This is a genomic window from Peptoniphilus grossensis ph5, from assembly GCF_000311825.1.
Classification (GTDB): Bacteria; Bacillota; Clostridia; order Tissierellales; family Peptoniphilaceae; genus Peptoniphilus_A; species Peptoniphilus_A hominis.
This window is the reverse complement of sequence record NZ_HE978566.1, coordinates 713,870-730,861: the sequence shown is the minus strand read 5'-3', so window position 1 is coordinate 730,861 and position 16,992 is coordinate 713,870. Positions and strand designations below refer to the sequence as shown.

General features: G+C 37.5%; 29 protein-coding genes. All 29 read left to right on the top strand.

Annotated elements, in window-relative coordinates; translation table 11 throughout:
• Nucleotides 1-2: 2 nt before the first annotated feature.
• The 29 genes from HGPG_RS03430 to HGPG_RS03310 all read left to right on the top strand — a co-directional run bounded on the left by HGPG_RS03430 (nucleotide 3) and on the right by HGPG_RS03310 (nucleotide 16,990).
• Nucleotides 3-221 (top strand): hypothetical protein, encoded by a 219-nt coding sequence (locus HGPG_RS03430; RefSeq protein WP_019124664.1) that lies wholly within the window; start codon nucleotides 3-5, stop codon nucleotides 219-221.
• Between the two features lie 15 nt (nucleotides 222-236).
• Nucleotides 237-401 carry a hypothetical protein gene (locus HGPG_RS10220; protein ID WP_019124663.1) on the top strand — a complete coding sequence of 55 codons (165 nt, stop codon included), beginning with the start codon at nucleotides 237-239 and terminating at the stop codon, nucleotides 399-401.
• Complete coding sequence (locus HGPG_RS03425) at nucleotides 398-862, top strand: single-stranded DNA-binding protein (RefSeq protein WP_019124662.1); 465 nt, start codon at nucleotides 398-400, stop codon at nucleotides 860-862. The genes HGPG_RS10220 and HGPG_RS03425 overlap by 4 nt, the downstream gene beginning before the upstream one ends.
• Nucleotides 863-871: 9 nt before the next feature.
• Entirely contained in the window at nucleotides 872-1,030 is a 159-nt protein-coding gene (locus HGPG_RS10215) for a hypothetical protein (RefSeq protein WP_019124661.1), read from the top strand.
• Entirely contained in the window at nucleotides 1,030-1,635 is a 606-nt protein-coding gene (locus tag HGPG_RS03420) for a Rossmann-fold NAD(P)-binding domain-containing protein (protein ID WP_019124660.1), read from the top strand. Before HGPG_RS10215 ends, HGPG_RS03420 begins: the two co-directional genes overlap by 1 nt.
• On the top strand, nucleotides 1,632-1,946 hold the full coding sequence (locus HGPG_RS03415; RefSeq protein WP_019124659.1) for a hypothetical protein: 315 nt from the start codon (nucleotides 1,632-1,634) through the stop codon (nucleotides 1,944-1,946). Before HGPG_RS03420 ends, HGPG_RS03415 begins: the two co-directional genes overlap by 4 nt.
• Nucleotides 1,947-1,948: 2 nt before the next feature.
• Nucleotides 1,949-2,152 carry a hypothetical protein gene (locus HGPG_RS03410; RefSeq protein WP_019124658.1) on the top strand — a complete coding sequence of 68 codons (204 nt, stop codon included), beginning with the start codon at nucleotides 1,949-1,951 and terminating at the stop codon, nucleotides 2,150-2,152.
• Between the two features lie 15 nt (nucleotides 2,153-2,167).
• Nucleotides 2,168-2,395 (top strand): hypothetical protein, encoded by a 228-nt coding sequence (locus HGPG_RS03405; protein ID WP_019124657.1) that lies wholly within the window; start codon nucleotides 2,168-2,170, stop codon nucleotides 2,393-2,395.
• Nucleotides 2,392-2,862 (top strand): hypothetical protein, encoded by a 471-nt coding sequence (locus HGPG_RS03400; RefSeq protein WP_019124656.1) that lies wholly within the window; start codon nucleotides 2,392-2,394, stop codon nucleotides 2,860-2,862. The genes HGPG_RS03405 and HGPG_RS03400 overlap by 4 nt, the downstream gene beginning before the upstream one ends.
• Complete coding sequence (locus HGPG_RS03395; RefSeq protein WP_019124655.1) at nucleotides 2,859-3,656, top strand: DUF3310 domain-containing protein; 798 nt, start codon at nucleotides 2,859-2,861, stop codon at nucleotides 3,654-3,656. The genes HGPG_RS03400 and HGPG_RS03395 overlap by 4 nt, the downstream gene beginning before the upstream one ends.
• Entirely contained in the window at nucleotides 3,640-3,864 is a 225-nt protein-coding gene (locus HGPG_RS03390) for a helix-turn-helix domain-containing protein (protein ID WP_019124654.1), read from the top strand. The genes HGPG_RS03395 and HGPG_RS03390 overlap by 17 nt, the downstream gene beginning before the upstream one ends.
• Nucleotides 3,865-3,883: 19 nt before the next feature.
• Nucleotides 3,884-4,288 (top strand): sigma-70 RNA polymerase sigma factor region 4 domain-containing protein, encoded by a 405-nt coding sequence (locus HGPG_RS03385; RefSeq protein WP_019124653.1) that lies wholly within the window; start codon nucleotides 3,884-3,886, stop codon nucleotides 4,286-4,288.
• Between the two features lie 162 nt (nucleotides 4,289-4,450).
• On the top strand, nucleotides 4,451-4,624 hold the full coding sequence (locus HGPG_RS10340; protein WP_019124652.1) for a hypothetical protein: 174 nt from the start codon (nucleotides 4,451-4,453) through the stop codon (nucleotides 4,622-4,624).
• Entirely contained in the window at nucleotides 4,617-5,885 is a 1,269-nt protein-coding gene (locus tag HGPG_RS03380; protein WP_019124651.1) for a DNA modification methylase, read from the top strand. Before HGPG_RS10340 ends, HGPG_RS03380 begins: the two co-directional genes overlap by 8 nt.
• 237 nt (nucleotides 5,886-6,122) lie before the next feature.
• On the top strand, nucleotides 6,123-6,620 hold the full coding sequence (locus tag HGPG_RS03375) for a transposase (RefSeq protein ID WP_019124650.1): 498 nt from the start codon (nucleotides 6,123-6,125) through the stop codon (nucleotides 6,618-6,620).
• Nucleotides 6,621-6,636: 16 nt separating this feature from the next.
• A complete protein-coding gene (locus HGPG_RS09940) occupies nucleotides 6,637-7,206 on the top strand; it encodes an NUMOD4 domain-containing protein (RefSeq protein WP_019124649.1) in 570 nt (189 codons plus the stop codon).
• Nucleotides 7,207-7,490: 284 nt separating this feature from the next.
• The gene (gene terL, locus HGPG_RS03365) at nucleotides 7,491-8,630 is read left to right on the top strand and encodes a phage terminase large subunit (protein WP_218915206.1); all 1,140 of its coding nucleotides are present in this window, start codon (nucleotides 7,491-7,493) and stop codon (nucleotides 8,628-8,630) included.
• Complete coding sequence (locus HGPG_RS03360; RefSeq protein WP_019124648.1) at nucleotides 8,623-9,978, top strand: phage portal protein; 1,356 nt, start codon at nucleotides 8,623-8,625, stop codon at nucleotides 9,976-9,978. Before terL ends, HGPG_RS03360 begins: the two co-directional genes overlap by 8 nt.
• Nucleotides 9,956-11,338, top strand: a complete 1,383-nt coding sequence (locus tag HGPG_RS03355; protein ID WP_019124647.1) for a minor capsid protein — start codon at nucleotides 9,956-9,958, stop codon at nucleotides 11,336-11,338. Before HGPG_RS03360 ends, HGPG_RS03355 begins: the two co-directional genes overlap by 23 nt.
• A complete protein-coding gene (locus HGPG_RS10335; protein ID WP_019124646.1) occupies nucleotides 11,328-11,486 on the top strand; it encodes a hypothetical protein in 159 nt (52 codons plus the stop codon). The genes HGPG_RS03355 and HGPG_RS10335 overlap by 11 nt, the downstream gene beginning before the upstream one ends.
• A gap of 253 nt (nucleotides 11,487-11,739) precedes the next feature.
• The gene (locus HGPG_RS03350; protein ID WP_019124645.1) at nucleotides 11,740-12,315 is read left to right on the top strand and encodes a phage scaffolding protein; all 576 of its coding nucleotides are present in this window, start codon (nucleotides 11,740-11,742) and stop codon (nucleotides 12,313-12,315) included.
• 12 nt (nucleotides 12,316-12,327) lie between these two features.
• Nucleotides 12,328-12,636 (top strand): hypothetical protein, encoded by a 309-nt coding sequence (locus tag HGPG_RS03345; RefSeq protein WP_019124644.1) that lies wholly within the window; start codon nucleotides 12,328-12,330, stop codon nucleotides 12,634-12,636.
• A gap of 14 nt (nucleotides 12,637-12,650) precedes the next feature.
• On the top strand, nucleotides 12,651-13,688 hold the full coding sequence (locus HGPG_RS03340; protein WP_019124643.1) for a major capsid protein: 1,038 nt from the start codon (nucleotides 12,651-12,653) through the stop codon (nucleotides 13,686-13,688).
• Nucleotides 13,685-14,089, top strand: coding sequence for a hypothetical protein (locus HGPG_RS03335; RefSeq protein ID WP_019124642.1), 405 nt, complete (start codon nucleotides 13,685-13,687; stop codon nucleotides 14,087-14,089). Before HGPG_RS03340 ends, HGPG_RS03335 begins: the two co-directional genes overlap by 4 nt.
• Complete coding sequence (locus HGPG_RS03330; protein WP_019124641.1) at nucleotides 14,083-14,454, top strand: hypothetical protein; 372 nt, start codon at nucleotides 14,083-14,085, stop codon at nucleotides 14,452-14,454. Before HGPG_RS03335 ends, HGPG_RS03330 begins: the two co-directional genes overlap by 7 nt.
• Complete coding sequence (locus HGPG_RS03325) at nucleotides 14,451-14,852, top strand: HK97 gp10 family phage protein (protein WP_019124640.1); 402 nt, start codon at nucleotides 14,451-14,453, stop codon at nucleotides 14,850-14,852. Before HGPG_RS03330 ends, HGPG_RS03325 begins: the two co-directional genes overlap by 4 nt.
• A 5-nt stretch (nucleotides 14,853-14,857) precedes the next feature.
• Nucleotides 14,858-15,493, top strand: coding sequence for a phage tail terminator family protein (locus tag HGPG_RS03320; RefSeq protein WP_019124639.1), 636 nt, complete (start codon nucleotides 14,858-14,860; stop codon nucleotides 15,491-15,493).
• Entirely contained in the window at nucleotides 15,468-15,659 is a 192-nt protein-coding gene (locus HGPG_RS03315) for a hypothetical protein (protein ID WP_019124638.1), read from the top strand. The genes HGPG_RS03320 and HGPG_RS03315 overlap by 26 nt, the downstream gene beginning before the upstream one ends.
• Nucleotides 15,659-16,990, top strand: a complete 1,332-nt coding sequence (locus HGPG_RS03310) for a phage tail sheath C-terminal domain-containing protein (RefSeq protein WP_019124637.1) — start codon at nucleotides 15,659-15,661, stop codon at nucleotides 16,988-16,990. Before HGPG_RS03315 ends, HGPG_RS03310 begins: the two co-directional genes overlap by 1 nt.
• The last annotated feature ends 2 nt before the right edge of the window (nucleotides 16,991-16,992 follow it).

Sequence of the window (16,992 nt, the reverse complement as noted above, 5' to 3'; positions counted from 1 at the left end):
TAATGAAATTAAAATGCAAAAAATGCGGAAATGAGGGAGATTTCTTTATTATTGAAAAGTTTTCTGGGGTCGCTGAATTATGTGTAGATGCCGATGGAGAACTTACTGATCGTAATTCAGATGCTTATGACGGTGCTGGTTACAAACTTAAAAGCGTGTACTACTACTGTTGTAATTGTAGGTCAAAAGTTGGAAAAATTCCCGAAGAAAAAAGATATTGAAATTGAGGTTATGCGATGAAAAAACATGTAGTAATTAAGTATTTTGACACATACCCTGAACATAGATTTTATTTTGATAGTAAAGAAGAAGCAGAAAAATTTATAGAAGAAAAAAGGAAAAGTGATACTAGATATTTAACAACATACGAATATAGAGGAATAGTTGAGGGGGAAGAATGAACAGCGTAAATATTATCGGAAGGCTAACTAAAGAACCGGAACTAAGGTACACACAAAGCGGAAAAGCAGTAATGAGATTGACAGTAGCGGTCAATAGAAATTACAGCAAGGATAAGAGACAAGAAGCAGAAGCAGCAGGGCAGCCAACTGCAGATTTTATAAGTTGCATTTCCTGGGGGAAGACAGCGGAACTGATAGCAAATTATTTTAATAAGGGCAGCCAAATAGGCATCGAAGGAAGAATTCAAACAGGATCCTATGAAAAAGACGGACAAAGGATATACACCACAGATGTAGTCGTGGATAACATAACATTTATTGGCAGCAGCAACAACCAATCAAACAACAACTACCGACCAAATAATAACTACAACCAAGGCAACAATGGTTGGAGCGACGAAGATGAGAGTTTAGAAGATGCTGGTTTTTTCCCAATAGACAATAATGATATACCATTTTAAGGAGCTAAAATGACTGTAAAAGAATTAATTGGAAAATTAAAAGATTATGAGGAAGATGACGAAGTTTTATGCAGTACCTACAAGGGTGATGATGAGATCATTCTTGAGATTGGAACTGTGGAAGATGGAATAGATAAAGTCTATATACTTTTAGAGGATTTATGCTGATGAAAAAATTAATTGTAATTTACGATAAAGGAAAGGCTGATTTAGGGCGAGACAAATATATAAAGGCTATTAAAAGGCAAATACCATGTGCAATAGTTGCTGACATTGGAGAGCTGCCAGATTGTACTGTAAGTAAAATGCTAGTTTTAAAGCCTATGGAAGATGACGATTATAGGACTTTAATGGAGTTTTTGAAATACAATCCAGACCATGATGTAGAAGGTGCAGCTAGTGGGAAATTGACAATTACTGCTGAAGCCATCTTAGAAACTATTTGGAGCGAGAAAGGTAACGACCTAAAAGGCAAAACTGTGGCTATTTTAAATCAATCTGATGTGCTAGGGCGACCATTGGCAAAAGAGCTTATAGACCTGGGAGCAAATGTAATTAGCATTAACTCATCTTATCCCTGCATTGATAACTTACTGACTATGACAGATGTTGATGTATTAGTATCTGCAAGCGGTAAGTTTGAGTTTAAACTTGATAGAGAACTTACCAGGTTTATTGACGTGAAGATAGATCTATCTGACGATCTTGAAGATCCAATTAAAATCACAACAGTTCCAACAATAGAAATCTTAAAAGAAAGGTTAGAGGAATGAGCAGGAAGAAAAAAGAAAAGAAAGAAAATACACCAGTATACCAAGTGACACTAGCCGACATTGAAAACTATAGAAGGCAGGGGTACGAGCAAGGAAGAAAGGACAGCATAGAAAAAGCAACGGAATTCTCCATGGCAGTACCAATAATGGTCTTGAGGGATGAGTTTGGATTTGGGCAGCAAAGAATAATAAAATTTGCTGCCGCATTCAAAGAACTATACGAGAGCATAGACGAAAAATACCTAGATTTGCAAGACATTCTAAAGACGATAAAAGAGGAGACAGGAGTAGAAATAGTTTCAAGGAAGTAAAGATGTATCTTACAAAATTTAAAATAATACTAATCAACGATGAAGCTTATACAGGAACAATCTGGATAGGAGATAACCCTGTATCAAGCCTAGACGATTTAAAAATAGAGCTGGAGAACAACGAGTATATATCGTTAGTTTTTGAAGACGGAATAGAGGTGGTTGTAAATTCCAGCTCAATACTTATGGCAACAATAGACGTATAAAAGAGGAGCAAGAAAATGATAAAAGCAATTTTATACTACGAAAATAATACCCTAGGTTATGGTGCTCTACCACGCCAAGAAATCTTAGTTAAGAACGAAGAAGAATTCTGGGAAAAATATAATTCAAGCAATGAATATGTTAAGTGCGAAGATGCACTAAAGGGAGCTTATAGCGTATACCTCAAGAAGGATAAAATCATAGAAATATGGATTGAAAAAATAATAGAGGAGCAAGAAGGATGACATATAAGGAAATTGAAAAAATAGCAATAGAAAACGGGTGGACTACAACAAGTGAAGCAACATTATACCGTATAGAAAAGGAATATGGAGACAGCACAACAAATTATATAGTAATCGGAAAATTTAACAGGAATGTTATTTTTTTAAAAAATGAAAGGTGTAATCCAGGAGACCTTATAGTTATAAAAGCAGCAATAAAACTGGCAGAAACACCACCCGGAGAAAGAATTCCAAAAGAAGACTGGCAAGACGTGAAAGACGAAATCAAAGAATTTATTATAGACCAATTCAAAGAGATGTGGCGAGACTATAATCTTTGGGATTGTGATGCAGTTGAGGGAAGGGTTGCAGAAAGAATGAATGATTATATAGACATGGAAATTCAAAGAATACTTAGAAAAGATGATGTGAAAAAAATTATTATACAAGAAATAATAAATCAAATTAATAGAGAGGTAAAAAGATGAGGAACAATCCAGAACACTATACGATAAACGGAAAAGAAACCATTAAGACAGTAATCGACATAGTCGACAACAACCACCTAAAGACGGAAGAGAGTATCTATCTTTTTAATACTCTCAAATACCTGGTACGATTTAACAACAAGAACGGATTAGAGGACCTCGTGAAAGCAAAGGACTTCTTAGAACGATTAATGGAAGTTTATAAAAAAGGAGAAACTAAAGTGGATGGATTAAAACGAATATCAATCGCAGCAAGAATTTTAAGACTAAATCTCTTAAAAGAAAAAATCGAACAACGGGCAATCGAAAGAGAGCTGGACAAAAAGGGAACAGTCGAAGGGCAGCTAACAAAAACAGCGGAAGAAGCCGCTGAGCTTATAATTGGAATATCCAAGGGCAAGAAGGAGATAATCAAAGACAGTATAGGGGATATCTACGTAACCCTGGTAGTTGGAAATATGCTAGACAGGGAGCTGGATTTTGACAAACTAAATATAACCAGTTGCAAGATGTTTGACGAAATACTCCCAGAATTACCCAAACAGAAAGACGAAGATAATAGACAAGCTTTTATTTTTTGCATGGCATCATTAATAACTTCAAGCTTAGAACACGGATATAGAAAAGACATTCTAGAGATTGGGATTACAAACTTAATGGGAGCAGCAACAGCATATGAACTAGATTTTGTGAACTGCGTAGAAAGTGCCTACAAGGAAATCTCTAACCGCAAGGGGAAGATGGTCAATGGTACTTTTGGGAAAGAAAGTGATTTAAGTGACACCACTAAATAAAAGATTAAAAGATTTAATTATTAAGAGCGGGAAACCACAAACAAAAGTAGCAAGAGAAGCAGGAGTACACGTAAACACCCTAAGAAATATTTTAAACGGGAAGCAAACAAAAAACATAAGTCTTAGAGTAGCACTAGGAGTAGCAAAAGCAACTGGAGCAATGGTAGAGGAGCTAGTAAAAAATACAGAATACGAAATAAAGTCGTAAAGATTTCGAGAGGTGCAGCTTGGTAAAAAAAGATTTGGAGAACATAAGGGCCGACATTTTAAATTTAAAAAGCATGCTGAGACAGCTGGAGTGGTACCAAAGTATAAAATATTCTGTGAAATCTTCTACCGACTTTCACGCAGTAAGAGCCACAGGCGGGAAGATTTATAAAGATAATATTGTAGAGGACATAGACGAGCTACAGTACTGCATAAGCATACGCATATTAAAATTATTAGAAAAAGTAAACAGGGCACAGATTGAAATACAGAAGATAGGTGGAATAGAAGCCTGCATTTTGGAGCGAAGATACATCGAAGGAATGGAGTGGGAAGAGATAGGGGAAGAGTTAAACTATAGCATTTCACAGGTTTATAAATACCACAAAAACGCTTTGAAGATGATAGTAAAAGATAGTCAATAATAATATTTTTGTGATACTATAGTAATAGGTAAATTTGAAGATTTACCAAGATTTTTCTTTCTTTTTTTCTTACGGATAGCGGACAAAAAATTGTCTATAATGCTCCTTTTGAGAAGAGCCTGTATCGCTGTGCAGGCTCTATTTTTATGAGAGGAAGAAGCAATGAAAGAAAATATGAATTTGAATCAGTTTTTGAAGAAACTAAAAAAACATAAGAACCACATAGAAAGAAATACTTTTAAAACCATAAGGGGTCAAGCTATAAACGGAGACCTGGAAGGAGCAAGAAAAGGACTGATGAGAATACTGGATAAAGAGATGATAAACCTTGGATAAAATAAAAATAGTATATAAAAAGGTTGAAGAACTTATACCATACATAAATAACCCGAGAGACAACACCAAGGCAGTAGACAAGGTAGCAAGTTCTATAAAAAACTTTGGATTTAAGGTCCCAATCGTCGTAGACAAAGACAACGAAATCGTGGCAGGTCACACTAGAATTTTAGCAAGCAAGAAGCTAGGACTAGAAGAAGTACCCTGCATAGTAGCAGACGACCTGGACGAATCTCAAATAAAAGCTTTTAGACTTGCAGACAATAAAGTATCCGAGTTGGCAGAATGGGATTTTGAACTTTTAGGACTAGAGCTAGAAAGCCTAAAGGATTTTGATATGTCAGAATTTGGATTTGAAGAAATAGACTTCAAAGACAACTTCAAAGACGACAACTTCGACATAGACATGGAAGTAAATGAAATCAAAGAGAAAGAGCCAGAAAGTAAACAAGGCCAAATATATAGACTGGGAGACCACCTGCTAATGTGCGGAGACAGCACTAATCTAGAACAAGTCAAACAAATAGTAGACTTAGGAGGAGTTGATCTGGTCGTAACCGACCCACCATACAATGTCAACTACGAAGGTACAGCAGGAAAAATACAAAACGACAACATGAGCAATGAGTCCTTTTTGAATTTCTTGGAAGACACTTTCAAAGTTATGAGGGATTGCTTAAAAGAAGGCGGATCATACTACGTGTGGCACGCTGATACAAATAGATTATATTTTTCACAGGCACTAAAGAATAATGACCTGGAAGAAAGACAAAACCTAATATGGGTTAAGAAAAGTTTAGTACTAGGACGACAAGATTACAACTGGAAGCACGAACCGTGCCTATATGGTTGGAAGCCAGGAGCAGCTCACTACTTTATAAATGATTTTACAAACACTACCACATTTGATGATGAGCCAAACTTATCAAAGATGACAAAGGAAGAGCTAAGAGACTACGCTGAACTTTTACTAAAACTAAGGGAAGACGGAACAACAATTCTAAGAGAAGCCAAACCGTCAACAAATCCACTACACCCAACAATGAAACCAGTTCCACTAATAGCAAAACAAATAAAGAACTCCAGCAAGAAGCGTGAGATAGTCTTAGATTTATTTGGAGGAAGTGGAACAACACTAATAGCCGCCGAACAAACAGGAAGAAAAGCAAGACTTGTAGAACTAGACCCAGTATACGTAGACGTAATAATTCACAGGTGGGAAAAGTTCACAGGCAAAAAGGCGGAGCTAATAAATAAATAAGCGTACAAGTTGAAAGACGGAATAGATTTAATAAGGGTAGCCAGGAATATAAATCGCCAATTAACAAACCTACCTTATTATGTAACCCTTAACGGATAACCATTAAAAAGATTTCTACAATAGTTTACACCTCCATAGGCACCCTTAAAAAATCTATAAAAATTCAAGTTAGTTTATACAAGAATCAGGAAGCGAAAACATCGCTTCTTTTTTTATTATTTAAAAAGGAATGATCAAATGACGACAAAAAAAGGAGGAAGAAAAGGCAAGTTCCATGAGTGGCTAGAAGAAGATGGTCTGACAAAGATAGAAGCCTGGGCAAGAGACGGACTAACCGAAGAACAGGTAGCAAAGAATATGGGAATAGCATACTCAACTTTAAAAGAGTGGAAAAACAAGTTCCCAACTATAATGGCTGCCCTAAAGAAGGGGAAGGAAGTCGTAGACTTTGAAGTAGAGAACTCACTACTGAAAAGAGCCATGGGAATGGAAGTAACGGAAGAGAAAGTATACTACCAAGAAGTGGACGGTAGAATCACTACAAAAAAAGAAGTTACAAAGAAGCAAATACCACCAGATACCACAGCAATGATATTCTGGCTCAAGAACAGGAAGCCATACGAGTGGCGAGACAGAAGGCACCAGGTACTAGAGGGAGAACTAGACATAAATGGCAAAAATCCATTTGATGAACTTACAGCAGAAGAACTAAGGAAGATGATAAAGGACCAGTAAGAAAGGATTGTAAAAAATGAGTTGGAATCCGATTAAAGGCTATGAAGGTTTATACGAAGTAAGCGAAGAAGGACAAATAAGAAGCCTGGACAGGTATCAAAACAACCACGGAAAACCACAATTTATTAGAGGGAAGACAAAATCACTAAGAAAAGACCCACAAGGATATTTGATGACCGACTTATACAAGGAAGGCAAACAAGAAACAGTTAGAGTTCATAGAGTAGTTGCAGAAGCATTTATAAAAAATACTTTTAATTTGCCAACCGTAAATCACAAAGACGGAAACAAAGAAAATAACAAATTATCAAATCTAGAATGGGCTTCTTATAAAGACCAAAGCGAGCACCTATATAAAAATAATTTGAAGTCAAAAAAAGGCATTGAAAAATCTATCAAGGCAATGGCCAAGGCAACATCTATAAAAGTTAGATGCAAGAATAATAACAAAGTTTATAGTTCGATTTCAAAAGCAGCGAAAGAAGTAGGAGCATCAGCAAGTCAATTAAGTATAGCCTGTAAAATAATTTCAAAAGCAGCAGGAAGAGACAAAAACGGGAACCCTTTATATTGGGAGTATGCATAGCAGGAGGGGGTGGTTAAGTGGCAATTGACTATAAAATAATAAAGCAGGCAAAACTAGCACTGGCAAGAAAAGATTTTTATTATTTTTGTCAACTCAAAAACCCAAACTTTTATAAAGACGATAGAAGATACTTAAAAGACCTTTGTGACAGTTTGCAGGATTTTATGAAGTCGAAGAACCAAGTGTTTATAGTCAACATGCCTCCGTAGCTTAGGCACGGGAAGACTTTCTCTATTAACCACTTTGTACAGTGGATACTTGGGAACAACAACAAGCTAAAAATAATGATAGGAGCATACAACGACCTACTATCAACAAACTTCTCAAAGCAGATAAGGAACTCCATAGCGGAAGAAAACCCTAGAGCGGTTACATTCTCCGACATATTCCCAAACACAAAAATCAAATACGGAGACGGAGCAATAAACCAGTGGTCCCTAGAAGATGGGAACAACAACTACTTAGCAACATCACCAGGGGGAACTTCTACAGGATTTGGAGCCGACATACTGGTAATAGACGACTTGATAAAAAACTCGATGGAAGCAAACAACACCCTAACCCTAGACAAGCAATGGTCCTGGTTCACAGATACAATCCTATCAAGGCTGGAAGGAAACAACTGGAAGATAATCGTAGTTATGACAAGGTGGTCCACCAAAGACCTGGCCGGAAGACTTATAAACTTTTGCAAGGAGAATGAAACACCCTACCAGCACATAAATTATAAGGCGGTCCAGGAAGATGGGAGCATGCTATGCGACGAGATACTGAACCGAAAGTCCTTTGAAATAAAGGCCAAGGCCATGAGTCCGGAGATAGCAAATGCAAACTACCAGCAAGAACCAATAGACATCAAGGGAACTTTATACAAAGGCTTTAAAACATACGACACTATACCAGTTGATATGTTTGGCAGATACAAGTTCACGGAAATTAGGAGCTACTGCGATACAGCCGATACCGGGGAAGACTACCTATGCAACATTATATACGGAGTTTTAAACCGAGAAGCTTATATACTTGATGTTTATTACACCAAGGACCACATGGAGATAACGGAAAAAGAAGTAGCAAGAAGGCTGACAGATTACCAAGTAAACACAGCACTCGTAGAGGGCAATAACGGTGGCCGAGGTTTTGCAAGACAGGTAGAAAGTCACTGCCAAGAATATGGCAACTTTAGGACAGTTATAAACACCTTCCACCAATCAAACAACAAGAACGCAAGGATACTATCCAACGCTACCTGGATAATGGAGCACATCTACTACCCAGAAAACTGGTATAACAGGTGGAACGAATATTTTATCAGCATGAAAGAGTACCAGAAGGAAGGGAAAAACCTTCACGACGATGCTCAAGATGCAACAACGGGAGTAGCGGAAAATATTATAAACGAAGGAGGCCTATACTTTGGATAACCTATCGACCAAGATAATAAATAAAATTTTAAATGATTACAGGAGCAGCAAGGACTACGAAGAAATAGTAACCAGCTACGAATACTACAACAATAAACAAGAAATCCTATACAAGAAAAGATTAGGGATTGGAGAGGTAAAAGGAACGAGAGAAGTTATAGAAAACCTCCCAAATAATAAAATCATGAGAAACCAATATGCAGTCCTAGTAGACCAGAAAAAGAACTACTTACTCACTAGACCAATTGGAGTGAGCAGCGAGAACAAAAGCTACCAGGAAAAGCTGCAGCAAGAACTTTTTGATTTTAAGTTTCACAAACTCATAAAATCAGTTGGAAAAGACTCACTCCTAGCAAACATGGGGTATATCTACCCATACATCGACAAGGAAGGAAACTTCAAACTGATGAAGTTTGACCCTTTAGAAATTATACCGATTTGGGAAGACAAGCTCCACACATGGCTCCAGGGCTTCATTAGATTTTACAAGACAGTAGACTACGAGGACCACGAAACAGAAATAGTGGAATACTACCACATGTGGGGGATAGATAGATACGAGGAAGTAAATGGAGAGTTAGTCCTAAGAGAGCAGGAGCCTTATTTTATGATAGGAGACGAGATAGGCAACTGGGGAAGAATTCCACTAATTTATTTTAGGATGGACGAGCAGGAACAACCACTACTAAATAGGGTGAAGGCTTTGCAAGATGCTATCAACTCAATCCTCTCAAGATTTATGGACTCAATGGACGAGGACTCCAGGAACACAATCCTGGTCCTAAAAAATATTGGTGGCCATAACGAACAAGACCTAAAGAGGATAAGAAGAGAAATAAACCGCAGCGGAATTATAGCTTTTTCTTCTAACCCACAAACAGGCAACGCAGATGTATCGACACTAAGCGTAGACATAGACATAACCAACTACGAGACAGTCCTAGGAATTCTTATAAGGTCCCTTATAGAAGTTGGAAGAGGAGTAGACACAAACTCCGAGCTATTCCAGAAGGCAGTAAACCAAATGACCATTCAATCTCTTTACACCAACATCGACCTAGATGCCAACGAGATGGAAACAGAATACAAGGTCAGCCTAGATATACTTTTATATTTTTATAATTTTTACAAGGGTTACGACCACCAAGATGTCAAGTTTAATTTTGACAGAAACATTTTAATCAACGAGACAGCAACAATAGAAAACGCTCAAAGGTCAATCGGAGTAATCTCAAACAGGACTATCATGAGGAACCACCCATGGGTTGAAGACATAGCTGAAGAAGAAAAGCAAGTAGCCAAAGAGATGAAAGAGGAGTCGGACTATGACGGAGTACTGGAAGAATAGATTTCTCAAATCCACAAAAAATGTTTTTGATAGCAACGACAAATATGTAGCTGAAATTTTTAGAATGTATAAAGGGGCAGCAGAAAACATAGACAGGGATATTCTAGGCATACTAAACAGCATGGACGAAGTAAGCATGAGCGAAGCAAAGAAACTTTTAAACAAGAAAGAGGTTAAAAGTTTTAGAAACAATCTATCAGATTTTACAAATGCTTCAAAAGGTTTTATAACACAGGACCTGGAGAAGGAACTCGATGTAGCTTCAAGAAGAGTAAGGATATCAAGGCTCCAGGCCATGCAGCTATCCCTAAAATCAAATGTGGCTGTACTGCTAAATAAGGAGCAGAAGAAACTTTTTGCACATTTATCAAACCAATACACCAGCAGCTACTACGAAGACCTATACGAACTACAAAGGATAACGGGGTACGAGCAGATAAACAAATTATCGCCAAGCTTCGTAGAGGAAGTGCTAAACACTTCATGGGCCAACGACGGGAAAAACTTCTCGGACAGAATATGGACCAGGAAGGATAAACTTCTAAGCACCCTTGATACCAACCTAAGACAAGGGCTTATAACCGGAAGGGGTCCAGATAAAATATCCGCCGAGATTTCACACGAACTAGATGTCAGCAAGTCAAATGCAAAAAGACTGGTTCAAACAGAATCGGCAGCCATACACGCAAGCTCCAGGAAGTCAATGTTCAAACAAATGGGAGTAGAAAAGTATGAGATTTTGGCAACACTTGATACAAGGACCACAGAAATATGCCGAGGACTAGACGGAAAAGTTTTTAATGTTAAGGACTACGAGGTAGGAATAACAGCTCCACCCTTCCACATATACTGCAGGTCGACAACAATACCATACTTTGATGACGACATCCAAGATGAGATTGTAGAAAGAAGAGCAGCAAGAGATATAAGAACAGGTAAGTCTACAACAGTACCGGATATGACCTATAAAAAATGGTATGAAAGATTTGTAAAAGAAATTGATACCAACACAGCTGGAGGGTATAATAGTGATGAAATAATAATACCTAGAAGCTTAAGTGCGGCAGGGTTTAGAGATACAGTAAAGTTACCAAACGGGGGTTATACTAAGCTAACTCAAGGAACAAAGATCACAAAAATAGTTGTATTTGCAGGAGGGAACTCAAACAAAAAAGTTAAGGTAGCTAACCACCTAGCAAAACAATACAAAAATAAACCGAAGGATTGGAAAAAAGTCAGAGGGGAAGGTTTTGTAGATTTTAAAGGAAAACCAGCAAGATGCGAACTACACTGGTTTGAGTCAAAACAAACCGGAAGAGTAAAAATGAAAGTCAAAAGGTGGTTTGAAGATGAAAGTTAAGTATATAGGAGAAACGGACCCAGTCTACATGATAAAAAATAAGATATATGAAGTCTTAAGCATAGAGAAAGGTTGGTATAGAATAATTGACGAAGAAGAGGAAGATTATTTATATCCGCCAGAATTATTTGAAATAGTAGAGGAATAAAACAAGGAATAAGGCACGCTAACATTTGAGTTGGTGTGCTTTTTGTTTGGAAGAAAAAAAGAAAATTAATCGTAAATAATCGTTAGGAAATCGTGCGAAAAACACACGCAAATTCACACGATTATTTTTTATGGTCAAAGTGGGAAGTGCGACAAGTTATATATTTTGCACAAAGGGGCGGGGAAAAATAACTTGAAGAAGTTAAGCAACTGTAAAATGCTGAATAGCAACTATGCGAAAATAGGAGGAAGAAATGTTAACTAAAGAAAGATTACTGGGACTTGGAATTGAAGACGAGAAAGCCGACAAGATACTTGAAGAAGTAAACAAGGACTACGTGCCTAATTACAGATACAAGGAAGTAAAAGACAACCTAGATAGTTTAAGCGAAGACATCAAAAAGAGAGACAAACAAATCGAAGGGTTAAAAAAACATAGCGGCAACAAAGAAGAGCTTGAAGCTGAAATCAATAAGCTGAAGGAAGAAAACAAAAAAGATAGAGAAGCAGCTGAAGAAAAACTAAAGGCTGTAAGAAAAGATAATGCAATCACAGAATATCTATATGGCCAGAAGGTAAACAACATAAGCGTAGTCAGAAAGCTATTAGACGGAGAAAGCATAAAGTACGAGGACAACAAGCTAATAGGAATCGACGAGCAGCTCAATACATTAAAGGAAGACGAGACACTAAAATCTCTTTTCAAGGAAACGAAAATCAAAGGCGGGAACCCAAGAATCCCTGGAGACAATCCAGAAAAGCCAAAGGGTTTATTTGACACAGTAATCGAAAGAGAAGCAGATACAAAAGATTTTAATCCATGGGGATAACAGGAGGTAAAAATGTTAAGCAAAAATTTATCATTTGAAGCAAAAACAAATATTTTAGCATACGCAGACCCATACGTAGCTATGACAGTTACTCTAAAGAAGGGCAGCGGAAAAGAAGTAGCAGGAAGAAACATCGTAAAAGCAGGAACAGTTTATCCAAAAAATGATGCAACAGCAAAGGGCATTATTTTATACGACATCGACGTAACAGAATCAGACATGGAAGCACCACTACTAATCGAAGGTTATGTGTACGAAGACAAACTACCAGAAGCAATCAACGCAGAAGCCAAGATGCCAGAAATTAAACTAGTAAAATAAGAGGAGGAAAATAAATGCCACAAGAACTTACTAATGCGATTTTAAACTTGAGCGAGGGGAACCTTGACCTAAGAGAGTACGCAAGAACAAAGCAAGAAGAAAACAATGTCGGAAACCTTTTATTTCCAAATGTTAAGACAAACGATTTAAAAATCGAATACATCGTAGGCGGCAACCAACAACCAGTCACAGCAGAAGTTTATTCTCCAGATACTAATACAAAACTATCCGGAAGACCAGGCCTAGCAAAAAACATCTTAGACATGCTTTTAATTAAAGACTCAAAGTACATCACAGAAGATGAAATTGTTAAGCTTCAAAACCCAAGAACAACTGCAGAAGAACAAGAAGTCCTAAACAAGATTTTTAACGACGTAGACCTAACAATCGAGTCAGTTTATAAGAGAATCAACATGATGAGATTTGAAATCCTACAAACAGGAAAACTAACTCTAGACGAAAACGGTGTAAAGGGAGTAATCGACTACCACATGCCAGAAGCACACCAAGAAACTCTAAAGACTACTTCAAGATGGTCAGAAGCAGCAGCAAACCCACTAGAAAATCTTGATAAATGGGTGGACACAATCGTAAACGATACAGGAATCAACCCAACAAGAATGCTAATGGATAAAGCCACTTCAAGACTACTTCTAAACTCAGAAGCAGTAAGAAAAGGAATCTACGGAGTGAACGCTTCAATAGTTCCAAGCCTAACAAACTTAAACGACTTTTTAACTCAAAGAGACTTGCCAACAATCGCAGTTTATAACGAAAAATATAGACTAGCGGACGGAACAGTAATTCCACTCATTAAACCAAACACAGTTATTCTAATGCCAGAAACAAAACTAGGCAATACAAACTTTGGACTAACTGCAGAAGAAGTGGAACTACCAGCTGTATCAAACCTAGAAGTAAGGAACCAAGATTTTATTACATCTGTGATCTACAGAAGAGTAGACCCAGTAGCGAGAATCACAAAATCAGTTGCAAGAGCAATCCCATCCTTCGAAGCTTGTAATCAAGTATTCGTAGCGACAGTAAAATGATAAGACTCGATAGGATAAACGGAATTATAAGATATTTGGGAGGAGAAGAAATCGACTCCCAAGTCTTAGAGTTCCTGGAAGTTGAGGTTTTAGACATTTTAAGGTGGGCATGTTATAGGGAAGACTTTCCAGAAGAAGCTGACATGGCCATAGAATACTTAATGGCAATAAAGGCAATCCTAAACAGTTTGGAAGTCGGAGATATAATCGATGCCAAGACACCAGCAGCAGGAAGGACTCCAAAGTCAGTCACAATAGAAAATACTTCTGTAGACTTTGGAGATACAGGCGAGCAAGACAAGAAGGATTTAAAAAAGGAAGGCTACAAGCAAAAGATGAATGACCTCTTCGATAGCAAACTAGAAATCTTTTGCAGCAGGTACAGGTGCATGAAATGGTAGGAGTAGAAGACATATACACAGAAGCTCTCAAAATCTTAATGGAAGATACATTCGATGCCTACGCAGAAGTGGAGTACAAAGACCCAGAAACAAAAAGGCAGATGACCAAGACGGAAAAGATTATAGATAATCAAATCTGCTTACTAGCCTTTAAAACAGTTTCAAGCGAGGACAAAGAGACGGGATATGTTAAGTACGGAAGAGAAGATGTACTAACAACCCTACCCGGCATAAAGATACCAATGGGGTCAACCATTGTAGTTAGAAAAGCAATAGGGAAGACCTACAAGTATCAATTGTCGCAGCAACCGTCAATGCATACAACTCATACAAAATATGTTTTGAAGAAGGTTGATATCGGATGATAAAAATCGATGTGAGAGAGCTGGAGGATTTGAAGAAGAACTTCAAAAAATTTGAAAAGATGCTAGACAAAATCATGGAAGAAGCCATAGAGGATATAGCACTAAGGACTCTAAGAAAGATTACAAAGAGGACACCAGTCGATACAGGGAACCTAAGATTGTCCTGGGATATTTCTAGAGCAAAAAAGACCAGCACAGGATATCAAATCGAGATTTTAAACCCAACAGAATATGCTCCCTACGTTGAATATGGGCACAGGATAGTAGCAGGCGGAGCAACAATAGGCTGGAAGGAAGGAGTCTTCATGATGACTATATCGGAAAAAGAAATGGAAAAAACCATGGATAAAATTATTCAGAAGCACCTAGACAAATACGAAGGCTTATTATTTGAGTGATAATTATGAATTTACTACAAGGCATAATCAACAAACTAGACGAGCACTACCCAAACGTCAAGAAGGAAACAAGGATAGGTAAACAAGGAATCAGTCCGGAAGGAATAAGAACTCCTTGTTTTTTTATTTTTACAGTTGAAACCCAATTATTAAGGCAGCTGTATGATTTCTTTTTGACCGATAACGTGATTAATGTGGTTTATATTTCTGACGACAAGGACAGATACAACCTTGAGGAAATAAAGCTCGACCTTTTATTTATTTTGGAGCAAATCCAGCTAAAGCAAATTGGAGTTACCGCTACGGAAGTAAGCGGCAAAATAGTAGACGGGGATATTGTTATAACAGCCAGATACAAGGTGCTGCTAGAAAAGGAAAAAGACCAAAACATCATGAAGCACCTGGACGAAAACATAACTACAAAAAGGCAAGGAAATTCTGAAGACCAAAGCAACGACAACTACAGGAAGAACCTAAGTAAAAGAGTATTCAGAGACACTTATAAAAAGGGCCAGAGAAAAGTAGACCAGGAACTAGAGGACCAACGAATAGCGGAAGCAAACCAAAAGATAAAAGATAGAGATATAGAAAATTTAAAAAGATTGGAGAAACACGATGGAAACAAAACAAGCGGATGTTAAAGTAACTGCGGATGTTAAATTCACTAAAGAACAATTCCTAAATGCTAAAGAACCAATTGGAAGTCTAGATGCATTATATGTTGTTTTGGAAGACGGAAAAGAATACACGAAAGAAGAAGCAGAAAAATTATTAAATGATTTTTTAAATAGAAAGGTGGTTAAATAATGGCATACGGTGGTGGAACTTGGAACCCACCAATTCAAAACAAAGAATTGGGCGGAACTTATGTATCTTTTACATCAAAGGCTAGACCTTCCAATATCTTTGGAGAAAGAGGGTTCCTAGCAGTAGCGATAAACCTAGACTGGGGAGCAGCGGAAAAAATTATCACAGTAGAAGCAGCTGACCTACAAAAAGACTCACTAGCTCTATTTGGACACCAATATACGGACGAGGAACTAATGCCTTTAAGGGAAGCACTCCTACACGCAAAGACAGTATATGTTTATAGACTAAACGCAGATGGCCAAAAGGCTAAAAATGATTTTATTGAAGCCAAGTGCACAGGAACAAAAGGAAATGACTTCACAGTAAGAACCTCAGTTTCAATCGACGACGAAAACAAGATAGAAATCGAGTTAAGGATTGGAACTTTTAAGGCATTACTTGAAACAATCGACAACACAAAAGAAGCGATTGAAAAGTTCAACAAAGAAAACCCATACATCAAGTTCAACATTTCTAAGTTTGCAAAAGAAACAAACATAGGAATCTACAAGCTAACAAATGGAGTAGACGGGGAAGAAACAGTAGGAGAACACCAAAAGTTTTTAGACCTTATCGAAAGTAAATATATTAACGTTATAGCTTACGCAGGAAACGACGAAGGAGTAAAGAAATTATACTGCTCATACGTTGAAAGAAGAGTAAACCAAGAAGGGGCATACCTACAAGGGGTAGTTTATAACTTCAAGAAAAACTCAGAATTAATTATCAACGTAACAACACCTGCAGAAGGATCAAAGTTACCAAGCGACATAGTCTACTGGGTAGCAGGAGCAGAAGCAGGCTGCGAAATTAATAGGACAGTTGGCAACGACATCTACGACGGAGAACTAAAACTAAAACCAATCAACAAGGCAAGAGACCAAATCGCAGCACTAAGAAATGGAGAATTCGTGTTCCACGAAGTAGACAACGAAGTAAGAGTCCTAGACGACATAAACTCACTAACAGAATTCTCAAAGTCAAAGAACAAAGACTTCAGCAAGAACCAAATTATAAGAGTTATTCATCAAATCGCCAACGACTGGTCAACAATTTTCAACACTGAATTTTTAGACAAGGAACTAAACGACAAGACAGGTCAAAGCATCTTGTGGAACGACTTCACAAACCACGCAAACAAGCTACAAAATATTAGAGCTATAAGGAACTTTGAAGCGGAGGACATAATCGTGGACTTTGGGGAAGACAAGGATGCAGTTTATGCTGAGTTTGCAGTTTGCCCTGTTTTAGCAATGAAGAAACTATATCTATCAGTAATCGTAGAATAAGG